Source organism: Lysinibacillus sp. G1-3 (assembly GCF_056322905.1).
Genome location: NZ_JBWHYQ010000021.1, coordinates 1 through 20142, shown reverse-complemented (window position 1 = coordinate 20142; position 20142 = coordinate 1). Strand labels below are relative to the sequence as shown.

The window sequence follows — 20142 nt, the reverse complement described above, 5'->3', positions numbered from 1 at the left end:
ATGATTTCGTCCTTTATTTTTCTTAATATTTAGATAATTATTGAGGGGGTGGAGGTATGAATGTCGAACTAAAAAACCGCAGTCATTTGATTTTAGGCGTTTTATTCTTTGGATGGATGGTTTCATACATTGATAGAACTGCTATTAGCCTAGCTTTAATCAATATTGGAAATGACCTATCTTTAACAGCTACGGAACTAGGATTTGTTTTAAGTGCCTTCTTCTTTGGCTATGCTGCTATGCAAATTCCTGGAGGATGGTTAACGGATAAGTATGGAACGAAGAAATTATTAATTGGTGCCGTTATTTTTTGGTCCATTTTCACAGCGTTTACAGGGTTAGCTTGGTCACTCACTTCATTGCTCTTCATTCGATTTTTATTTGGTATTGGAGAAGGCGGATATCCTGCCGCAAGTACAAAAGCAATTTCTATTTATTTTCATAAAGAACAACGTACAAATGCTCAAACGACGATGATGTCATCCAATATGATCGGTGGTGCCGTCGCTCCTATTATTTGTGCACCGCTATTATTGGCAATGGATTGGCGCAATGTATTTTTCTTAATTTCGGGTCTAGGTCTTATTTTTGTGATCGCTCTTTTATGGAGTACTAAACATGCACAAACATTTACGTCAGAGGAGCGAAAGGAAAAAGAAGAGAAGGGCTCTTTTGGCAAAGTATTAAAAAATACGTATTTAATGCGTGTACTTCTTATTTTCTTCTTTATGAATATTGCAAACTGGGGGTTAAATACTTGGATGCCAACCTATTTAATGAAAGTGCATGGTCTTGATTTGAAAAATGTCGGCTTCATCGCGGCCATACCAGCGATTTTTGGAATGGTTGGTATGATTGTAAGTGGGCGTATCATCTCAAAGTTAGGAGGGCGTTCGAAATATGGCGTAATTTTCGGAGCGGCCGTGCTGGCTGTTTGTTTATATCTCATGGCTACAGCCGGCTCTGCAGCAATAGCTATTACGTATCAGTCAATCGCCTTTATATTTGTAGCTTTTATGGCCTCTTTCATATTTACAACGCCACATCGTGTTGTCAATCAGCAAAATGTTGGGACAGCTTTTGGCCTCGTCAATTTTGGTGGACAAGCAGCGGGGATTATTTCGCCAACAATTATGGGGTATTTAATTAATGCATCGGGTGGTTCCTTTAAAACATCGTTTATTTTTTTAGCCATTATGTGTGTCATCGCGGCTATAATCGCTATTACTTTACCAGTTAACCATCAGCAACAAACAACTATAAAATCTGTGGAGGGATACGAACTGTGAAACAACAACTATTTGAGTGGATGCAAGAAAATGAAGAAACGTTTAGTCATATGGCAAAGCAAATTTGGGAAAATCCTCAGTTAGGCTATGAAGAGACATTTGCGTCTTCGCTGCAACAAGAAGCTCTAAAAAAAGAAGGGTTTGAAATTGTTACGCCGATTGGCGATGTACAAACTGCCTTTTATGCACAGTGGGGTTCAGGGAGTCCAATCATCGGATTTTTAGGAGAGTTTGATGCACTTCCAGGGTTATCGCAGCAAGTTAGTTCGTCATATTCTCCAGTGGAGGAGGGGGCAGCTGGGCATGGCTGCGGCCACAATTTATTAGGAACGGCCGGGGTAGAAGCTGTAGTTGCCTTAAAAGAATTGATGACGCTCCATAATATACAGGGAACGATCCTCTATTATGGTTGTCCTGCGGAGGAATTGTTATCTGGAAAATCGTATATGGCACGTGCTGGTGTTTTTGATGACTTAGATGTTGTCTATACGTGGCATCCATGGACGTTCAACGTGACAGCGAACTTTTCTATGCAAGCACTCACTGCTATTGAATTTTATTTTTCAGGTCGGACAGCACATGCTGCTGGTGCGCCGCATTTAGGGAGAAGTGCGCTTGATGCAGTTGAAATCACAAATGTTGGAGCCAATTATTTACGCGAGCATGTACCAGATGGATCTCGAATTCATTATCAAATTACAAATGGTGGCTTAGCACCAAATATTGTTCCAGATAAAGCGAGTGTCTATTATTACCTACGCGGAGCAAATCGTGATGCTGTCAAAGATTTAGAACGCAGACTCATTAAGGTGGCGAAAGGGGCAGCGATGATGACAGAAACAGAAGTACATTGGGAGCTGAAGGCAGGGTGTTATGATACATTACCGAACCTCACATTAAATGAGCAAATGTTGGCGCAATGGAACGAGCTATCGCCATTATCCTTTACAGAGGCCGAGCTTACTTTTGCAAAGGAGCTACAGGCTTCATTAGATCCTTCTGTTCTTGCAGGTACCGCCCAGCAATCATTTGTACCAAATGAAATAAGTAAGGAGGTATTGGTGGAGCAAGTATTTCATTTGCCACAAACTTTTCGCCAATCCATGCAAGGTTCTAGCGATTTAGGGGACGTTTCGTGGATTGCGCCCCTTGGTCAGGTATTGACAACTTGTGCTCCATATGGGGTCCAAGTGCATACTTGGCAAGCAACCGCTGCTTTTGGATCTTCACTCGGCATGAAAGGAATGCATTATGCGGCAAAAGCAATGGCAGGAGCTGCGCTGGATTCCTTACTAAATCCTGATGTAATTAAAAAAGCGAAGGGGGAATTTGAGAATTTAAAAGCTGGGAAACAGTATGAATGTGGTATTCCAGAAGAAGTGAAAGCGCCAAATCTAGTTTAGTGAGATGAATGCGGATTCCGGACGCAATTACGCCGAGGCATAAATGAGATAAAGCTTTAGGGTGAGGAGCAATCTTCACCCTTTTAATGATGTACAAACGAAAAGGGAAGGGGAGGTTACTAAAAAAATGAGCTAACAGAAAAACACCGTAAAAAGTTAGATGCTTGTCTAACTTTTTACGGTGTGAAAATGAAGTGTTTACTCATATCGATTAGGTTCAGCGTTGAGTAATTTCGAAAAAATATTACGTAATGTTTGGACTTCCTCAGCTGACAGCATACCAAACATATTTTGTATAAGTTCGTTAACTTGCTGACGGGACTCTTCTAAAATATCTTCGCCATCAGCTGTAATTTTCAATTGAGAAGCTCGTCGATCTGTTGCATGCTGTGTTTTTTCGATAAAGCCAGCATTTATGAGCTTAGTTGTTAAAACAGTGACACCACCTGTTGTCACTTTTAACCGATCAGCAATGGCAGAAGGGCGCTTTGGTCCCTCCTGCGATAAGTAGTCTAAAATTAAAATATGGGATTTTGAAAAGCCGAGTACATTATGATTATTCCACTCGTTTGCCCACTTACGCTCAATGGAAGATACTACTTCAAACAAAGAGGTAATGGCTATTTGTTTTTCTTGATCCATATAAGGTCAACTCCAAAACTGTTTTAACTTTCTTGTGCTAATCTTGTCATCGCGTTTAACTCATAGGCACGGACTTTGCGTGGAATAAAACGGCGAATGTCCATCTCATTGTACCCAACTTGAATACGTTTTTCATCAATTAAGATTGGGCTTCGTAACATTCTTGGATGAGCCTGGATGATGGCAAACAACTCTTGGATAGAGAGCTGATCAATATCAATATTTAAATTTTTAAAATCATTTGAGTTAGTTGCAATAATTTCATCTGTTCCATCTTCTGTCATGCTTAAAATCTCTTTAAATTCAGCAAGTGTTAGTGGATGTGATGTAATACGTTTTTCTTTATATTCGATGTTGTGATCTTTTAACCATTTTAATGCTTTTCTGGATGAAGAACAGCTCGCTTGTGTATAAATTGTAACTGTCATTCTTCATTCCCCGCTTTCTTTTTTAGGATTATATTTAATATATATCTTATTAGTAAGTTAAATAGGTTATACATATATCTTACTAGTAAGCTATATATAAATCAATATTTATTTTTAAAAATTTAACTAGAAATAACATTTTTTTTATTACACTAAAATATACGCACAAAAGAGCGAAAAGTTTCGCGAATTAAGCTTACAATGATGTAAGTTTTGCTAAGCCTTAACAATAGATGCTCATAGAATGAAGAGAGCAGTTTTAATAGAGAGAGAAATAGTCTGATTTATAGATAATAGATATATTGTTTATCCACTCATTATTTTTATGATTGGATGCAGGTTTTTATGCATAGATAAATAAATTTTTTTGTTCTTTGGGTAGGGGGCGGAATGCTCATGTAGGTAACAGCTCGGATAACTAGTAAGTCTATTCAGGTTACTTTATAAAAAAATCAAAAAAGCTTAAGCCAATTTAAACTTTCGATTGTCTATAAAGGGGTAGGAAAAAAAGAGAGGGGAAACTACAATTATACGATTAGTGAAAAAAGCTCAAAAAGGGAATGATGAAGCCTTTTTAACGCTTTTTCAGCAATATGAGGTAGAAATTTATCGAGTGGCTTATGTATATGTCAAAAACAAAGAAGATGCTTTAGACGTCGTTCAAGAAGTAGCATATCAATCATTTAAAAAGATAGATACATTGAACAACCCAGAATATTTTAAAACCTGGCTGATGAAAATTACGATGAACTGTGCAATCAATTTAATTTAAAAAAATAGTAAGGTGGTTTTAATAAGACCAGAATACGAGGAGTTCATTGAAACCGAAGAAGAGGATATTCCTCTTTCTTTATCATTACAAGACTTGATAGATGGTTTGGAGGTGGATGAAAAGAGTGTCGTACTTTTAAGGTTTTATCAAAATCATACCTTTAAAGAAATTGCCGAGTTGTTAGATATGCCGTTAGGAACCGCAAAATCGGTTTTATATAGAGCTATAAAGAAACTTAGAAATAAATACTTTGAAGGAGATCGTATGAATGAGTAATAAAATAAAACAAGAGGTTGAAAAAATTGATATCCCAAAAGAACTTCATAAGAGGAGTGAAATGGGCATTTTAAAAGCGAAGAATGAAAGGCAAAGAAGTAGAAAAAGCAAAAATGTGAAAGGTATCGTTGTAGCTGCTAGTTTACTTGTATCTATTGGAATATTATCTTTAGTTAATAATGATGTTGTTCAAAATAGTACAACACCTGATTCTGAACAACATACGGTTGATGTCACCGAATCAGCAACGGACAGCATACGTACGGTTGATATTCAAGCTAATTATATTGGGTATGAAACGGCTGATGAGCTCAGCCAAGGTGCAGATATTATTCTCGTCGCGTCCCCTATAGATGACTTTACTAACCGTGTACATCAATCGACGAAGTATGAAGACGGCACGCTCCAAGACTTTTATACGCTAACAAAACTAAACATCGAGCGCATAATTAAGCAACCCGAAGGAATAAACATCGGCTCACAAATGGAAGTGATTGAACCGGTTGGTATTATCACGGAAGCTGACAAACAACAAACAAAAGTTACAACAGATGGATACCGCGAGCTGAAGCAAGGCAGACGCTATATCATGTTCCTGAAGAACAACGGTATGGGCGGCTATAGTATTATCAATATGAACAATGGTAAGTTCAACCTAGATGGTGGCGATGCACAGGACATTCCAACAAACAAAGATGAGAAAGTGTTTAAAGAAAGGTTGAAGAAAGATATTCTATTAATATTCAACGTGAAATAATCCACTAAGCCCAGTATGAGTTTCAAGCAAAAAAGAAGGCAGCTCCGAATGATCAAAAAAATCATAGCGGAAGCGGCCCTCATTAATACTATTTTTAGTTTTGTTGTCCTGAAGTAAACCAGTCTTGGACATTCCAAACTTTTGTCGCTAAACCTTCATAGAAATCAGGTTCATGGCTTACTAATACGATTGTGCCTTTAAATTCTTTCATGGCACGCTTTAGTTCGTCTTTTGCATCGACATCCAAGTGGTTTGTCGGTTCATCAAATAAAAGCCAGTTTGCTTCATCCATCATGAGCTTACATAAACGTACCTTTGCTTGCTCACCACCAGATAAAGAATTAAGTGGGCGAGTAATATGATCCGTTTTTAGTCCTGCGCGTGCTAATGCTGCACGTACTTGTGCTTGCTCCATAGAAGGGAAGGCATTCCACACATCATCAATAGGTGTAATTTTTTCAGCTTTTACTTCTTGTTCGAAGTAAGATGGGTAAAGATAGTCACCACGAATCACTTTTCCATCTAGCGGATTTATTTTGCCTAACATCGTTTTTAATAATGTTGATTTACCGACACCATTCATACCGACTAGTGCAATTTTTTCCCCACGTTCAATAGCAAATGTAAGTGGAGGAAGTAATGGCTTGTCTTTGTCGTATCCAATGACTAAGTTTTCAGCCTCTACTACATAACGACCAGAAGAACGTGCCTCTTTAAAGCCGAATTCAGGCTTTACAGCTGTTTCAGGACGGTCGATACGCTCTAAGCGGTCAAGCTGCTTGGAGCGAGATTTTGCACGACCAGTAGTTGAGTAGCGCGCTTTATTTTTCGCAATAAAATCTTCTTGTTTTTTAATGAATTCCTGTTGTTTTTCATAAGCATCGATATGCTGACGTTTATTGATTTCAGCAAGCTCTAAAAACTTTTCATATGTCGCCGTATAGCGAGTTAATTTTGAAAACTCTAGTTGGAAAATAACATCCACCGTTTCATTCATAAACTCTGTATCATGCGAAATTAATAAGAAAGCGTGTGGATAGTTCTTTAAATAGTTTTTCAACCATGTAATATGCTCTTCATCAAGATAGTTTGTCGGCTCATCTAGTAATAATACTTTTGGTTTTTCAAGTAATAGCTTAGCTAGTAATACCTTTGTACGTTGTCCACCAGAAAGAGCAGCGACATCACGGTCCAAGCCGATTGCATCAAGACCAAGACCACGTGCAACCTCATCAATCTTCATATCAAGAGAATAGAAATCCCCTGCATCCAGAGCATCTTGCACCTCAGCCATTTGCTCTAGTAATTCTTCTAATTCTTCTGGTGTCGCTTCAGCCATTTTCCCTGTAATTTCATTAAGCTCTTCTTCTTTTTTGTATAAAGGAAGGAAGGCGTCACGTAGTGCATCACGCATAGTGCGGCCAGCTGTCAGTACTGTATGCTGATCTAAATAGCCGTAATGTGTTCCTGGAAGCCATTCAACTTTACCAGTATCGTGGATTGCTTGACCCGTAATGATGCCCATTAATGTTGACTTACCAACACCGTTTGCACCTACTAGACCAATATGATCACCTTCAACTAGACGAAAAGAGACATCTTTAAAAAGCGTGCGGTCACCGAATGAATGACCTAAATTTTCAACTGTTAATATTGCCATATATGTTCCTCCGAGATAGCGGCCTAAGCTTTTTTATGACCGCCAATATCATTTTTATAGTTCTGCTAATTGTTTATTTAACTCTGCTAGCGTTGCTTCCATATTTGCAAGGCGTTGCTCTGCTTTTGCTACTTGATCATTATGACCTGTAGATTCAAGCTTCTCAATGTCGCCTTGTAAATTCATATAATCCATTTTTAGCTCTTTAATTTGATATTCAATATCACTTTTTGATGGCATGATAATTGCTCCTTTATGTGTTTAGTTGTATAACGAATGCGTATCAATTATGCCTCGGCATAATTGCGTCCAGAATCGGCTTTGTGCTTAGGCCTGCACGAGGGCCGACACGATGTCGGTCATTTCGGTAATGCCACAGGACGTGGCGTTTTTACCGATGCAGGTCAGTTAGCCGTTATCGCATGGATGCGATGATTTTAGGCTAACATCCTCTAAGAACTCCTTTTCGATTCCATGACATCCGCCGGAGGCTTTAGGCCAACACGAAGTTGGTCACTCAGTCGTTGCCACAGGACGTGGCGTTCTTAGACTGAGTTCCCCTATTTTAGCAGGTGTTTGGACACCCGCTGAAAGAAGTTAAAGCGATGGAGGTTTTTATCCCCCACCGCTTATTAGTTACTATCAATCGGGTACTTATGTTGCTTGAATCCACTTCTGTAATTAAAGATGAAATTCTTCTATATTGTATCATATCCACCTTCAAAGAATCACTAAGTAGAAGCGATATTATGTCGATCGTAAGCGAAATCTAAAAGTAAGGACTGTAGTGCTTCATTGTTACTTGCAAGATTGAGCTGTCGTTGTTTTTTAACAGCCCGTTCACTTCGAGCCTCATGTAATAAAAATTCCATGACAGCGTTTTGAATTTGTGATTGTTTCATTTTGCGACCAAGTCCAAGGTGAATGAAGCCATTATGTTCGCGAGGGAAGGCATGTAATAGTTCAGCCTCAGTTTGTGCAAGTGTAATACAAGGTACACCATAAGAGGCAATTTTATATGGTGTATAGTTAGCATTACAAATAATAACATCTGCTTTTGGTAATAGTTTTAGGAGTGCGTTTTTATCACGAAGAATGGCAGTGTTACGACGACTAAGTACCATCATTTGCAAATCATCTGTTGCATGTCGATAGCTATCATCTATCATCACTGTAATTTGTAGTGGGATTTGTAGCTGCGTTAAGTGTCGAAGAGTACGGTAGGTTAAGTTATGCTCGTCCCCATCCTCAAAAGCAACAACGATATGAGGTGGGTTTTCGGGTATTTTATTATCTGGTCGATCCTCAAAATTTTGATAGGCTTCTGGTAATGCAAAATTGAAGCTCCCACCAATATAATGAGAGGGTAAATAATCTTTAACTTCTTGATAGAGTGCTAGCAATACACAGTCACAGGCTTGACCACCCTCACCTAAATCATCAAAATGGATGATTGATTTGCAGAACGGTCGTAAATTTTGTACTTGCCAGCTTTCAGAGTTACGGCCATCTCTTACAATTAAATCTGGCTGAATACCTTTCATTTGCTTGGGTAGCTCATCGAAATGTTCAAATAAAATTGGCGAGAGATTGTCATTCATTAAAATTTGAATCCCATCATTTGAAGGGGTCTTTACAAATATGAAAACTTGTTCATTTGCAAGTAGCTTTGCTAGCGTTGCAACCCGTTCAAAAGGATACAGCCCTTTATCAATACAGCTTTCAATAATGAAGACAATCGTCTTATTTAGTTCCATTGGTTGAGTTTCGTTTTGCAAATGTATCCCATCCTTTCATCCGTCTATTTAAATTATGGTGAATGATGGGCAAGTATGTGTAAAAAATTAGGATTCGATAAATTATAGCTCTAATTAGTTTTTCAAACTTATACAAATTTAATGAGTAAGAGCTCCTTTTTTGACCGATAAATAAAGTAGAGTTTGCGAGAAAGTACATATAGGATTGTTTCAGTTTTATTAGCAAAAATAGAAGCTTTGTTCTGGCAATATGGTTTCTGGAGCAAATGAGCTTAGAAGGGGGTACAACTAATGGGAATGCGCGCAGCGATTGTTGTAGGGGCTACTGGATTAACAGGTACCTCTCTTGTAGAACAATTATGTGAAAATGATGAATATGTTTCAGTTACGGTGATTGCACGAAGAGCGCCAGCATTTACGCATCCAAAGCTAGAAGTGAAAATTCGTAATTTAGATACTTTAGAGGAAAAAGATATCGAACTTGCAAATGAGCTTTATTGTTGTTTAGGAACAACAATAAAAAAGGCAGGATCTCGTGAGCAATTCGAAAAAGTTGATTTTGAATATCCACTAACGATTGCCTCGTTAGCCAAAAAACGGGGAATCCCACATATGCTAGTCATTACAGCAATGGGGGCAAATGAAAAATCTCCATTTTACTATAATCGAGTAAAAGGAAAGCTTGAACACGACCTTAGGGAGCTAGGCTTACAAAGACTTTCTATTATTCGCCCATCTTTATTGGTTGGAGAGAGAGAAGAGTTTCGCTTAGGTGAAAAGGCGGGAGAGAAGGTTTTAAAGCTAGCAAAACCACTATTAGTTGGACCATTAAAACGTTCAAGAGCTATAGAAGCTTCTCAAGTTGCGAAGGCGATGATTGTTATTGCACTGTACGGCGATAAACAGCCGGTTACCATTTATCCATCACAGGAGTTGGCTCAGTTAGATTTTCCCGAAACGCAGAATGAGGACGTTTCAAGAGAAAATATATTTAATTGGGAGAAACGCAAATTATCGAGTACCAGCGATGAAGAAGATAAAGTAAATCAAGAAGTCGTGATTAATCGAGATAAATATAAAATAGAGGAAACGGTTGTAGATAAAGAGGTAAATTTCCAACATCGTAGGGATAAATAAAGGTTCATCATCAAAGATTGGGAATTATTTTTTTAAATGTATTCAATGAGACAAAGCTGATCTTCGTTACGACTGGGCGACTACTCAGGGATCAGCGCAAAGCGAATACCCGCGGAAGGGAAGGTAAATACCCGCGGAAGCAGGGTGAATACCCGCGGAAGCGAGGTGAATACCCGCGGAAGCGTGAATACCCGCGGAAGCGAAGCGAATACCCGCGGAAGCAGGGGGAATACCCGCGGAAGCAAGGTGAATACCCGCAAGTAGCGACAGCAACAATGAAGCGCATGGGCGGAACGGAAATCAACCCCACTTTATGGCCAAATATTATTTTAATAACAAGTAATCGCCATACCAATATCTTTTTTCTGAAGCGATATTTCTTGTGTAGACCACATTCCGCCTAAAGACTGAATTTACGGTTTTATTTACTACAATTCTTTTCGTGCCTCTTTTCATTTGTTACAATATTATTGTAGAAGTTGAATGTGGAGGCAAAAAGAAAATGAAAATATTACTCGTTGATGGCACGATGTTTGGTCGTAAAACTGGTGCTATTTTAGAGCAAGTGGAGCATTATATTAAAGAATTAGATGCTAGTTTCGAATTAGAAATTATGCATTTTAGTCAATATAAGCATCAAATTGTAGATGGTTCACCGTTAAATGATGACATGAAGGAAATGATTCAAAAGTTTGAGGAAGCGGATGCGTATATTATCGCTACACCGATTTTCCAAGCATCTATTCCGGGCGTTTTGAAAAATGCATTTGATTTCTTGCATCCAAAAACAATGCGCTATAAGCCAGTATCTATCGTGGCCAATGGTGGCACATATCAACATCATTTAGTAGTAGAAAATCAGTTAAAGCCAATTTTAGACTACTTCCGTGCACTTGTGACTCCGAACTATGTATATACACACACATCTCATTTTGATGCAGATAATAATATTGTAGACGAAGATGTTCATAATCGTTTACGTGAATTGGCTCGTGTTTTTGTGCAATATTGTGAAATGAGCAAAACATTGCCGAAAGAACCGATCGACCAACATTAATAAGATATTTATCCCTTGTGCGGTGGAAGGAAATCACTGTGCAGGGGATTTTTCTTTTCAAGTATCCTCTCGCGATGTGATAAAATATAATTTTAGTGAATCGGAAGGGAGGGATGCTCATGCAGGACATCGCTGTACTAGAAAAACAACGCTGTAATCTCATATTGACGAATAAGGCGAAGGAAGCGGTAGAGGAATGCTCAGCAAATGAGCATGCCTTTTTTGCCTTACAAAAAGCATTTACCGTCTATATCGAAAAGCGCAAAGCTAAAACAATTGGTGAGACGTTTTTATCGATTTATTTTAATGCAGAGCAAAATGAAAAGTTAACGGACGTCCTTGCTGAGAAAACAGCCATTATGGATTGTGTGCTAAAGGTTGAAGGGTTGCTAGCTACAAATCTTCGTTTTGTACATATGCGAGGCCCCATCAATACAAATCGACGCTTACCAGCAGCATTACAATTTGTCACAAGACCTAATAATGGAGCAGGGATTCCGCTTGATCTTCATACAAAAATAAGAGGGCTACCAATAGCCGAAGAGCGCACGGAATATGTGAAAAAGCGTATTTCGAGCTGGGAAGGCTTTTTAAAAATTCAAGAACGTGATGCGACCGTTGATGACATTCATACAGAATTTAAGCAAAGCTATTATAATGAAGATTTTACTAGGCTTACAATAGTCTGCCCTTATATAAAATCGAAGGAATGGAAGAAGCTTGAAGGGTTAAGTGTGAACATTCAAGGAGTGCGCGGTGAAATTGGACAAGTATTAAAGTCTAATGCAGGGAAGCAGACAATAGAAATTGACTTAAAGCCTTTTGTGCAAGATTTAGCACGTAAAGGTCAGCTGAACCTTCGTTCGAAGCAAGCGAGCTTTAGTAATTTTGCGACATTGAGTCAAATTAGACGATTACGCAATGGTTTTACAAAGCTAGAAAAGGGCGAGGCCGTTAACCCTAATTTAGAAACTATACTATTTGAAAAGCGTCCAACAGTTCGAACATCTAAGCTACGAGAAGATATTGTTTTTCACAATAATTTAAACGAGTATCAGCGACGAGCTGTTTTAGGCGCATTGTCTGTTGAAGATTTGTTTGTCATTCAAGGACCTCCTGGCACAGGGAAAACAACTGTTATTTCTGAAATTTGTCAGCAAAATGTGAAGGCTGGTTTAAAAACACTTGTAGCTTCACAATCAAATCTAGCCGTGGACAATGCATTAGGTCGACTTCTTTCTAATCAAGAAATTCGAATTTTACGCTATGGTAGAACGGAAAGCATTGAAGAAGAAGGTAAAAAATTTATTGAGGAAAATGTTGCGCTTCAGTGGCGTGAGCAAACTCTCGCAGCAATTGAAGAGGAAATCATAGCCTTTACAGAACGTGAACAGGAACTAAAATCTAGTATTACCAAGGCTGAAGAAGAGCTAGAAAAGCTTGAGGCATGGCTTGAGGAGCTAACAAAGGAAATCGCTGCAAAAGAACAGGCCGCAATTGACGAGCCCATTTTACAGCAAGAAATACAAGCGTTAAAAAAAGAGTTAAAGGCTGCAAAAACCGAGCAGCAGGAGAACGAGGCACATAAAGAACATTACGAAAAACAGCTGGCGCAAATCGAGCCTGCTGTAAAGACGCTTGAGCAGACTCTTGCTGGAAGTCCGACTATCGAGCAACTGAAGCTTACTATAGAAGAAACTACTCAAAAGATGGAGCAATTGGAAGCGGCTGCTCAATATAAGGAGCTGCAAGAACAAAAGCAGCAACTAGCAGTGCAATTCAAAGATATCCAATTGAAATATGAAGAGGAAAATAATCGTCTTCGATTAATGAAGGAAGCCGAAAAATACATCGGTAATTTAACATCCTATGAGCGAATCGAACGATTTTTACAGCACTATCAAATTCGCCCATCTTATGTGCTGTCACAGCAAATAAGTCGTTTACAGCATTTAGAGGATGCTAAAGATTTAGACGCATGGGCAACTATCAATGCACGTTTACAAAAGGCGATCGCAAAACTTGAGGCGTTAGTATCGGAAGAAGAAAAAGAACGAGCCCTTGCTAAAAGTAAATTGCAGCCTGTTCAATCGTTTTCGTTGCAAAATCTAACAGGTGTTTTTGCCCAGCTCAATACAGCCTTTCAAGATGATCAAACACCATCTGCCGAGCAACTTGAGAGTTTCTTGCTCGGTTTATATATGCGTCGAGATTTTGTTTGGCAAAAAGGTGTAGCGTTGAAGCAACAACAAGACCATAAAAATCAGGAATTTGAGTCCTTACGTAAAGGTATTGGCGGCTTAATACATCAAGAATGCGCGATTACAAGCTTTGACGTTCAAAGCATACAGCGACAACTGCAGCCATATTTACAGCATACAGAACGACTTCAGCAACTAGCTGAGACATTTCAAATGGATACTGAACCAGAAGAGTCTGTAGAGCATTTAAAAATACTTGTATCCCAAGAGAAATCTTCTCTTCAAACAGTACGTCAACAGCTGGAGGCAGTTGAGCAGGCTAATACACAGCTTCTACCAAAGAAAGCGGCACTTCAAACAGCGCAGACTAGCTTACAAGAGATTGAACAGCAGCTCACACAATTAGAGGAAAATATAAAAGAAATTAATATAGCTGGGTTAAAGAAAGAGAAGCAGCTCTCAGCTTGCACCAAACTCCTACAATCAACACCAGAGCGCACTTCCGAGGAAGTAGAGGAAGCAATTGCATCCTCCAAAGTAACGATGGAGGAATTACAGCGCAAGGAGAAGCAGCTTCCTCTTCGAAAAAAATTACAAGAGCAATGGCGTGACAAGCTGCAAAATGCTACTGAATATGATTTAGATGAAATTCGAAAATTATATGTGCGTCACGCGAATGTTATTGGTACAACATGTGTGGCTTCAGCAAGTAAGGAATTTATGGAGAACTATCCGACATTTGATGTTGTCATTATTGATGAAGTATCAAAGGCCACACCACCAGAACTATTATTGCCAATGCTGAAAGGTAAGAAAATTATTTTAGTGGGCGATCATCATCAGCTACCTCCATTACTTGGAGATGATACGTTGGAGGAAACGTTAAAGGCGATGCTCGATGAAAATCCAAACTTTGATGGTGCGCAAGAATTGAAAAATTTGCTGCGTGAATCGTTGTTTGAACGTTTATTTAATAACTTACCGCAAACGCATAAGCAAATGCTGGCATTGCAGTACCGAATGCATGAGAAAATTATGCACAGTATTACACCGTTTTACGCGAAAGAGGAAAATGGCTTGCAATGTGGTTTACCAGATTCAGATGCAGCGCGAGACCATTGCTTAGAAGGACAATTTGTTAACCGGGATGATCATTTGCTATGGGTCGATATTCCAACTGAAAAACCTTATTTAGAGGAGCAGGTAAAGGGCGGAACGAGTCGTTATAATGAAGGTGAATTACAAACAATTCGACGTATTTTAACTGATTTGAATAAGGCTGTTATCGAAGCTAAAGCAGCCGGACGCATGCCTCAGGATGCACAAAAAAGCGTTGGGGTTATTAGTTTCTATGGGGAGCAAGTAAAGAAAATTAACCGCCTTCTGCAACAGGAATTACAGCTACCACATCTTCAATTTAGAACCGGGACAGTCGATAAGTTCCAAGGTATGGAGATGGACGTCATATTAGTGAGTATGGTACGTAATACGCCTAAAGGGGGAGACGTCGGCTTTGCAAAAGATTACCGACGCTTAAACGTTGCCTTATCTCGTGCCCGTGAGCTATTACTACTTGTCGGAAGTGCTGAAATGTTTACTAAACGTGCGAAGCATCCAGATACACGAGAGATGTACAGCAATCTGTTAGATACAGTGAAATCTTATAACGGCTTGCGTAATCATGAAGGACAGGTGATGTAGATTGTCAAAACTGCAGCAGCGCTTAATGCGTGAACTTCAGCAAAATCGAAATATTAAAATCGTCAAAACCGATGAATGGTGCATCCCGATTCGAACAGTAGAAGTAACATATGAGCCCGTTCGACGTTCCACTATGGATGTCTTGATGACTATGCTGTTAATCAGCATACAGGAAGCAGATTTTGCAAGTGCACAAGATTTAAGTGAGTTATTGCTCGTCGATCCATTATTTATTGAGGATTTAGTATCATTAATGACTCGAGTAAGTCTTATTGAGCAAGAGGAAGGCTTCTATCGATTAACATCTAAAGGACAGCAGCAACTGGAACGTGGCATCTTCGAGGAGGAGCTAGATGTAGAAATGGCTAACCTTTACTATAGCCCATGCCATCTTGCATTTCTTGCTGTCGATGAAGGCAATATCGAAGAATATGATAATCTACCAGAGCTCTATCGTTATGTGGATGAAGAGGCTGAGAAGCAGGAGCAATTCGACGAAGCTATGTTAATAGAAGCGTTACAGCAAGAGGATAGCGGAGAAGCTGGCGTTGGAGCTTCGCAAAAAATAGTTTCAAAAATTGTGCAAACCGACGCTAAACAAATTAATGATAGCCCGTGTCTCGAATTTGTCCTACACGATAAAGAACAAGATATTATGTTTGTTCGTGTATGGAATGCGCTGTTAAACCAATGGGATCCACATCTAGAACAACAGCTCACAGAAAAAGAACAACTAGAGTGGCGTAAGAAATATTTATAAAACAAAAACGAACGTGTAAAGCGTTCGTTTTTTGTGCTTTTTTAGGTAGTTGGGCGATAAATTCAAAAAGTAAGGCGATAAAATGGTAAAAGACCTCTATAAATTTTTAAGCTCGCATATATTATTACAAAAAAAGGAGGGGACCGATGTTTACGATTAGTTTATGTATGATTGTCAAAAATGAAGAATGTATTATTGAAAGATGCTTAGATTCCGTTCAACATTTAGTGGATGAAATCAATATTATTGATACAGGCTCAACTGATCGTACAAAAGATATCGTCCGAAGCTATACCTCTCGAATTTTCGACTTTACCTGGTGTGATGACTTTGCGAAAGCCCGTAACTTTTCCTTTCAGCAAGCTACGAAAGATTTTATTTTATGGCTCGATGCAGATGATGTAATCACAACAGAACATCAGCGGAAATTTCTACAACTTAAGCAATCGTTATATCATCCTAACGTCGATGCTGTTTCCATGGATTATTATGTAACGCTCGATGCAGATGGCTGTGTAGAATCAAGTGAAAAAAGATTTCGTCTCGTAAAACGTGATCGTAATTTTCAGTGGCAGGGTGCCGTCCGTGAGTATTTAGATGTAATAGGCCAGCTCTATCATAGCGATATAGCCGTTACACATTTGCCAAGAAAAATTGATATTCATCGCAATATTACTATTTATGAGCGTTTAAAGAAAGACGGGCACCCATTTTCAGCTAGAGAAACATTTCATTACGCAAATGAACTAAAATTGCATCAACGATTTTTAGAAGCGATCAATCACTATACTAGTTTCCTTGATTCTACAAGAGGTACTGCTGACGAACATATCGAAGCTTGCTTAAATTTAGCGGATTGCTACCAACAGCTAAATGATGCAAAACAAGCAACTCAAGCTATTTTACAATCATTATTATATGATCGACCAAGACCAGAAACATGCTGTCGAATCGGTCATTTTTTTATGGAGCAAATGAAAAATAAAGAGGCTATTTACTGGTATTCACAAGCATTACAGCAGCCTATAGAACAAACAATGGGCATTCTAAAGCATGCTTATTCCACATGGCATCCGCATTTCCAGTTAAGTTTGTTATACAATCGCTTGCGTCTCTTTGAAAATGCACATCAGCATAATGAGGAAGCACGTAAATATAAGCCAAAAGATCAGCGCATACTAGATAACCGAACATACTTGTTAACGCAGTTAAAGAAGTAAGATCGTCATGGGAAAGGAACATCAATAAAATTAATATATATACCGTAACCAATTAACATCGATACAAAAACAACGATCGTCATAAAAATCACATTCCGAGGTCTGAAAGTTCGAGCATCCATTCATTTATCCCCTTTCAAATTTGTGAACATTCTGTTAACTCAACATATGTTTTGAGAGTTTGAGTATGCAGTTCATTGAAAACATTTTTTTGAAGCATAGAAAAAGCAAACTCACAATTAGCGTGAATTTGCTTTTTTACCTTTTTCAGCGGATGTCCAAACACCTGCTGACTATGATTGACATTAAGTAGATGGTTCTAAAGCAATTGATGCCCCGAACTTATGGTATATTAGACATTACATAGTTAGTAAAGGAGTACGAATATATGGTTAAAAGTGTAGTTATTGCTGAAAAACCTTCAGTTGCACGTGATATAGCAAATGTCTTGAAATGTAATAAAAAAGGGAATGGGTTTTTAGAAGGTGACAAATATATAGTTACTTGGGCATTAGGACATTTAGTGACGTTAGCCGATCCAGAAGCCTACGATAATAAATATAAAACATGGAATTTAGAAGATCTTCCGATGTTGCCAGAACGAATGAAGCTAGTCGTTATGAAGCAAACGGGCAAGCAATATAATGCGGTCAAATCACAGTTAACTCGTAATGATGTAAATGAAATTATTGTTGCTACTGATGCTGGGCGTGAAGGTGAATTAGTTGCTCGATGGATTATTGACAAAGCAAATGTGAAAAAGCCAATTAAACGTTTATGGATTTCATCTGTTACAGATAAAGCGATTAAAGAAGGATTTGCAAATTTAAAACCGGGTAAAAACTACGATAATTTATATGCTGCTGCGGTTGCTCGTTCTGAAGCGGATTGGTATATCGGATTAAACGCGACACGTGCTTTAACGACAAGATTTAATGCACAGCTAAATTGTGGCCGTGTTCAAACGCCAACAGTTGCAATTATTGCTGCACGCGAAGATGAAATTAAAAACTTCAAACCACAAACGTATTACGGTATTGAAGCACAAACAGATTCATTAAAGCTTACATGGCAAGATGCAAATGGTAATTCACGTAGCTTCAATAAAGAGAAAATTGACGCTATTGTTAAAGCGCTAGGCAATCAAGATGCAAAAATTGCTTCAGTTGATCGCAAGCCTAAAAAATCATTTGCCCCAGGTCTTTATGATCTAACAGAATTACAACGAGATGCCAATAAATTATTTGGTTTTTCTGCTAAAGAAACATTAAATATTATGCAAAAGCTATATGAATCTCATAAAGTTCTGACATACCCTCGTACAGATTCTCGCTACTTATCATCTGATATTGTCGGCACATTACCTGAGCGTCTAAAAGCGTGTGGTATCGGTGAATATCGTACATTCGCGAATAAAATTTTAACAAAGCCGATCAAAGCGAATAAATCATTTGTAGATGACAGTAAAGTGTCCGATCACCATGCCATTATTCCAACTGAGGGCTATGTGAATTTTTCTGCATTCAATGATAAAGAGCGTAAAATTTATGATTTAGTAGTAAAACGATTTTTAGCTGTATTATTCCCAGCACAAGAATATGAGCAATTAACTGTACAAGCTCAAATTGGACATGAGAAATTTATTGCCAAAGGGAAAACGGTTTTAAATGCTGGCTGGAAAGAAGTATATCAAAATCGTTTTGATGATGAGGAATCGACGGATGATGTAAAAGAGCAACTACTTCCGCGTTTAGAGCAAGGACAACTATTAAAGACAAAGCTAATTGCCCAAACATCTGGTCAAACAAAGCCACCAGCACGTTTTACAGAGGCAACATTACTATCGGCTATGGAAAATCCTACGAAGTATATGGAAACGAACGATAAGAAACTTGTGGATACATTGAAATCGACTGGTGGATTAGGGACAGTCGCAACACGTGCAGATATTATCGAAAAGCTATTTAATTCATTCTTAATCGAAAAGCGTGGCGGTAAAGAAATTTATATTACATCCAAAGGTCGTCAGTTACTTGACTTAGTGCCTGAAGAATTACGTTCTCCTGCGACAACAGCCGAGTGGGAGCAAAAGCTTGAGCTCATTTCAAAAGGTAAGTTGAAAAAAGATGTATTCATCAATGAAATGAAAAAGCACACGCAAGAAATAGTCGCTGAAATTAAAGGAAGCGATAAAAAATACAAGCATGACAATATTTCAACAAAGTCCTGTCCGGATTGTGGCAAGCCAATGCTTGAAGTAAACGGTAAAAAAGGTAAAATGCTTGTCTGCCAAGATCGTGAATGTGGTCATCGTAAAAACGTATCACGTGTTACAAACGCACGATGCCCGCAATGTAAGAAAAAGCTAGAGCTTCGTGGTGAAGGTGATGGCCAAATTTTCGTATGTAAATGTGGTTATCGTGAAAAATTATCTGCTTTTGAAGCCCGTCGTAAAAAAGAAGGCGGCGGCAAAGTAGATAAACGTAGCGTGCAAAAATACATGAAGCAGCAAGAAAAAGAAGCTGAACCGATTAATAATGCGTTCGCAGATTTATTAAAAGGGATGAAGTTTGATTAGCAGTATAAGACAGATTGTTATTTAAGAGGTTGAGACAAAGCTTCAATTAAATAATAAGCAGCCTAGAAAGTTTTACGGACAGTAAAATTTTCTGGGCTTTATACTTGAACATAATAAAAAGAAAGGGGGCGATGGTTGTGTCCTAGCTTCTCTTGTTGGATTTTTTTGAAGTACTATTAAATAGGAAGTTTCTTAATGAAATGAAAAATTTATAATTTTTTTAAGAAAAAGTGTTGACCTTTTTATATTAAGAGAGTAATATTATACGAGTCGCTAAGATAACTTCTGAAAAGTAATTAAGGTAAATAAATTAGTTGTTGACATCGAGTTTGTGACATGATATTATATAAAAGTTGCTGCTGAGAAAACAGCAACGTAATGAACCTTGAAAACTGAACAAGCAAAACGTAATCAATAAAGTTTTTAGTAACTAACCTTGAGTTGGTGAACGAAACAAAATTTTGGACATCAAACATGATGCCAGCAAAACAATTTGAGCTAATC

At 38.4% G+C, this 20142-nt stretch carries 15 protein-coding genes and 1 pseudogene; 11 read left to right on the top strand and 5 right to left on the bottom strand.

Going from position 1 to position 20142, the window contains the following annotated elements:
* The first annotated feature begins 56 nt into the window (after positions 1–56).
* Positions 57–1289, top strand: coding sequence for an MFS transporter (locus ACVYAD_RS20275; protein WP_476427690.1), 1233 nt, complete (start codon positions 57–59; stop codon positions 1287–1289).
* Entirely contained in the window at positions 1286–2692 is a 1407-nt protein-coding gene (locus ACVYAD_RS20270; protein WP_476427688.1) for an amidohydrolase, read from the top strand. Before ACVYAD_RS20275 ends, ACVYAD_RS20270 begins: the two co-directional genes overlap by 4 nt.
* A gap of 198 nt (positions 2693–2890) precedes the next feature.
* On the opposite strand, the gene ACVYAD_RS20265 is transcribed toward ACVYAD_RS20270, so the two are convergent.
* Together ACVYAD_RS20265 and spx are read right to left on the bottom strand one after the other, a co-directional pair.
* Positions 2891–3334 (bottom strand): MarR family winged helix-turn-helix transcriptional regulator, encoded by a 444-nt coding sequence (locus ACVYAD_RS20265; protein ID WP_197142462.1) that lies wholly within the window; start codon positions 3332–3334, stop codon positions 2891–2893.
* 23 nt (positions 3335–3357) lie between these two features.
* On the bottom strand, positions 3358–3762 hold the full coding sequence (gene spx / locus ACVYAD_RS20260) for a transcriptional regulator Spx (RefSeq protein WP_079563727.1): 405 nt from the start codon (positions 3760–3762) through the stop codon (positions 3358–3360).
* Between the two features lie 538 nt (positions 3763–4300).
* Between spx and ACVYAD_RS20255 the strand changes: the two are divergent.
* A pseudogene (locus ACVYAD_RS20255) lies at positions 4301–4810 on the top strand (sigma-70 family RNA polymerase sigma factor).
* Positions 4803–5567, top strand: a complete 765-nt coding sequence (locus ACVYAD_RS20250) for a hypothetical protein (protein ID WP_476427686.1) — start codon at positions 4803–4805, stop codon at positions 5565–5567. The pseudogene ACVYAD_RS20255 and the gene ACVYAD_RS20250 overlap by 8 nt, the downstream one beginning before the upstream one ends.
* A 94-nt stretch (positions 5568–5661) precedes the next feature.
* Here the strand turns inward: ACVYAD_RS20250 and ACVYAD_RS20245 are convergent, their stop codons facing one another.
* From ACVYAD_RS20245 to ACVYAD_RS20235, 3 genes are all read right to left on the bottom strand, one after another.
* Positions 5662–7227, bottom strand: coding sequence for an ABC-F family ATP-binding cassette domain-containing protein (locus tag ACVYAD_RS20245; protein WP_349661573.1), 1566 nt, complete (start codon positions 7225–7227; stop codon positions 5662–5664).
* A 54-nt stretch (positions 7228–7281) separates the two neighbouring features.
* Complete coding sequence (locus ACVYAD_RS20240) at positions 7282–7467, bottom strand: SE1832 family protein (RefSeq protein WP_285397488.1); 186 nt, start codon at positions 7465–7467, stop codon at positions 7282–7284.
* 491 nt (positions 7468–7958) lie between these two features.
* Positions 7959–9005, bottom strand: a complete 1047-nt coding sequence (locus tag ACVYAD_RS20235; RefSeq protein WP_349661574.1) for a PseG/SpsG family protein — start codon at positions 9003–9005, stop codon at positions 7959–7961.
* A 270-nt stretch (positions 9006–9275) separates the two neighbouring features.
* On the opposite strand from ACVYAD_RS20235, the gene ACVYAD_RS20230 reads away from it, so the two are divergent.
* The 7 genes from ACVYAD_RS20230 (at position 9276) to ACVYAD_RS20200 (ending at position 19638) form a co-directional block, all read left to right on the top strand.
* Positions 9276–10121, top strand: coding sequence for an NAD(P)H-binding protein (locus ACVYAD_RS20230; RefSeq protein WP_476427685.1), 846 nt, complete (start codon positions 9276–9278; stop codon positions 10119–10121).
* 17 nt (positions 10122–10138) lie between these two features.
* Positions 10139–10525, top strand: a complete 387-nt coding sequence (locus tag ACVYAD_RS20225; RefSeq protein WP_476427684.1) for a hypothetical protein — start codon at positions 10139–10141, stop codon at positions 10523–10525.
* 98 nt (positions 10526–10623) lie between these two features.
* A complete protein-coding gene (locus ACVYAD_RS20220) occupies positions 10624–11178 on the top strand; it encodes an NADPH-dependent FMN reductase (protein ID WP_349661576.1) in 555 nt (184 codons plus the stop codon).
* A gap of 119 nt (positions 11179–11297) precedes the next feature.
* Entirely contained in the window at positions 11298–15080 is a 3783-nt protein-coding gene (locus ACVYAD_RS20215) for a DEAD/DEAH box helicase (protein ID WP_476427682.1), read from the top strand.
* Position 15081: 1 nt separating this feature from the next.
* Positions 15082–15840, top strand: a complete 759-nt coding sequence (locus ACVYAD_RS20210; protein WP_476427680.1) for a hypothetical protein — start codon at positions 15082–15084, stop codon at positions 15838–15840.
* Between the two features lie 146 nt (positions 15841–15986).
* On the top strand, positions 15987–17060 hold the full coding sequence (locus ACVYAD_RS20205; protein WP_476427678.1) for a glycosyltransferase: 1074 nt from the start codon (positions 15987–15989) through the stop codon (positions 17058–17060).
* Between the two features lie 388 nt (positions 17061–17448).
* Positions 17449–19638 (top strand): DNA topoisomerase III, encoded by a 2190-nt coding sequence (locus ACVYAD_RS20200; RefSeq protein WP_476427676.1) that lies wholly within the window; start codon positions 17449–17451, stop codon positions 19636–19638.
* The last annotated feature ends 504 nt before the right edge of the window (positions 19639–20142 follow it).

Coding starts and splice junctions, on each gene's coding strand:
- ACVYAD_RS20275 (WP_476427690.1), top strand. CDS start 57: ATGAATGTCGAACTAAAAAACCGCAGTCATTTGATTTTAGGCGTTTTA.
- ACVYAD_RS20265 (WP_197142462.1), bottom strand. CDS start 3,334: ATGGATCAAGAAAAACAAATAGCCATTACCTCTTTGTTTGAAGTAGTA.
- spx (WP_079563727.1), bottom strand. CDS start 3,762: ATGACAGTTACAATTTATACACAAGCGAGCTGTTCTTCATCCAGAAAA.
- ACVYAD_RS20250 (WP_476427686.1), top strand. CDS start 4,803: ATGAGTAATAAAATAAAACAAGAGGTTGAAAAAATTGATATCCCAAAA.
- ACVYAD_RS20245 (WP_349661573.1), bottom strand. CDS start 7,227: ATGGCAATATTAACAGTTGAAAATTTAGGTCATTCATTCGGTGACCGC.
- ACVYAD_RS20240 (WP_285397488.1), bottom strand. CDS start 7,467: ATGCCATCAAAAAGTGATATTGAATATCAAATTAAAGAGCTAAAAATG.
- ACVYAD_RS20230 (WP_476427685.1), top strand. CDS start 9,276: ATGGGAATGCGCGCAGCGATTGTTGTAGGGGCTACTGGATTAACAGGT.
- ACVYAD_RS20220 (WP_349661576.1), top strand. CDS start 10,624: ATGAAAATATTACTCGTTGATGGCACGATGTTTGGTCGTAAAACTGGT.
- ACVYAD_RS20215 (WP_476427682.1), top strand. CDS start 11,298: ATGCAGGACATCGCTGTACTAGAAAAACAACGCTGTAATCTCATATTG.
- ACVYAD_RS20205 (WP_476427678.1), top strand. CDS start 15,987: ATGTTTACGATTAGTTTATGTATGATTGTCAAAAATGAAGAATGTATT.
- ACVYAD_RS20200 (WP_476427676.1), top strand. CDS start 17,449: ATGGTTAAAAGTGTAGTTATTGCTGAAAAACCTTCAGTTGCACGTGAT.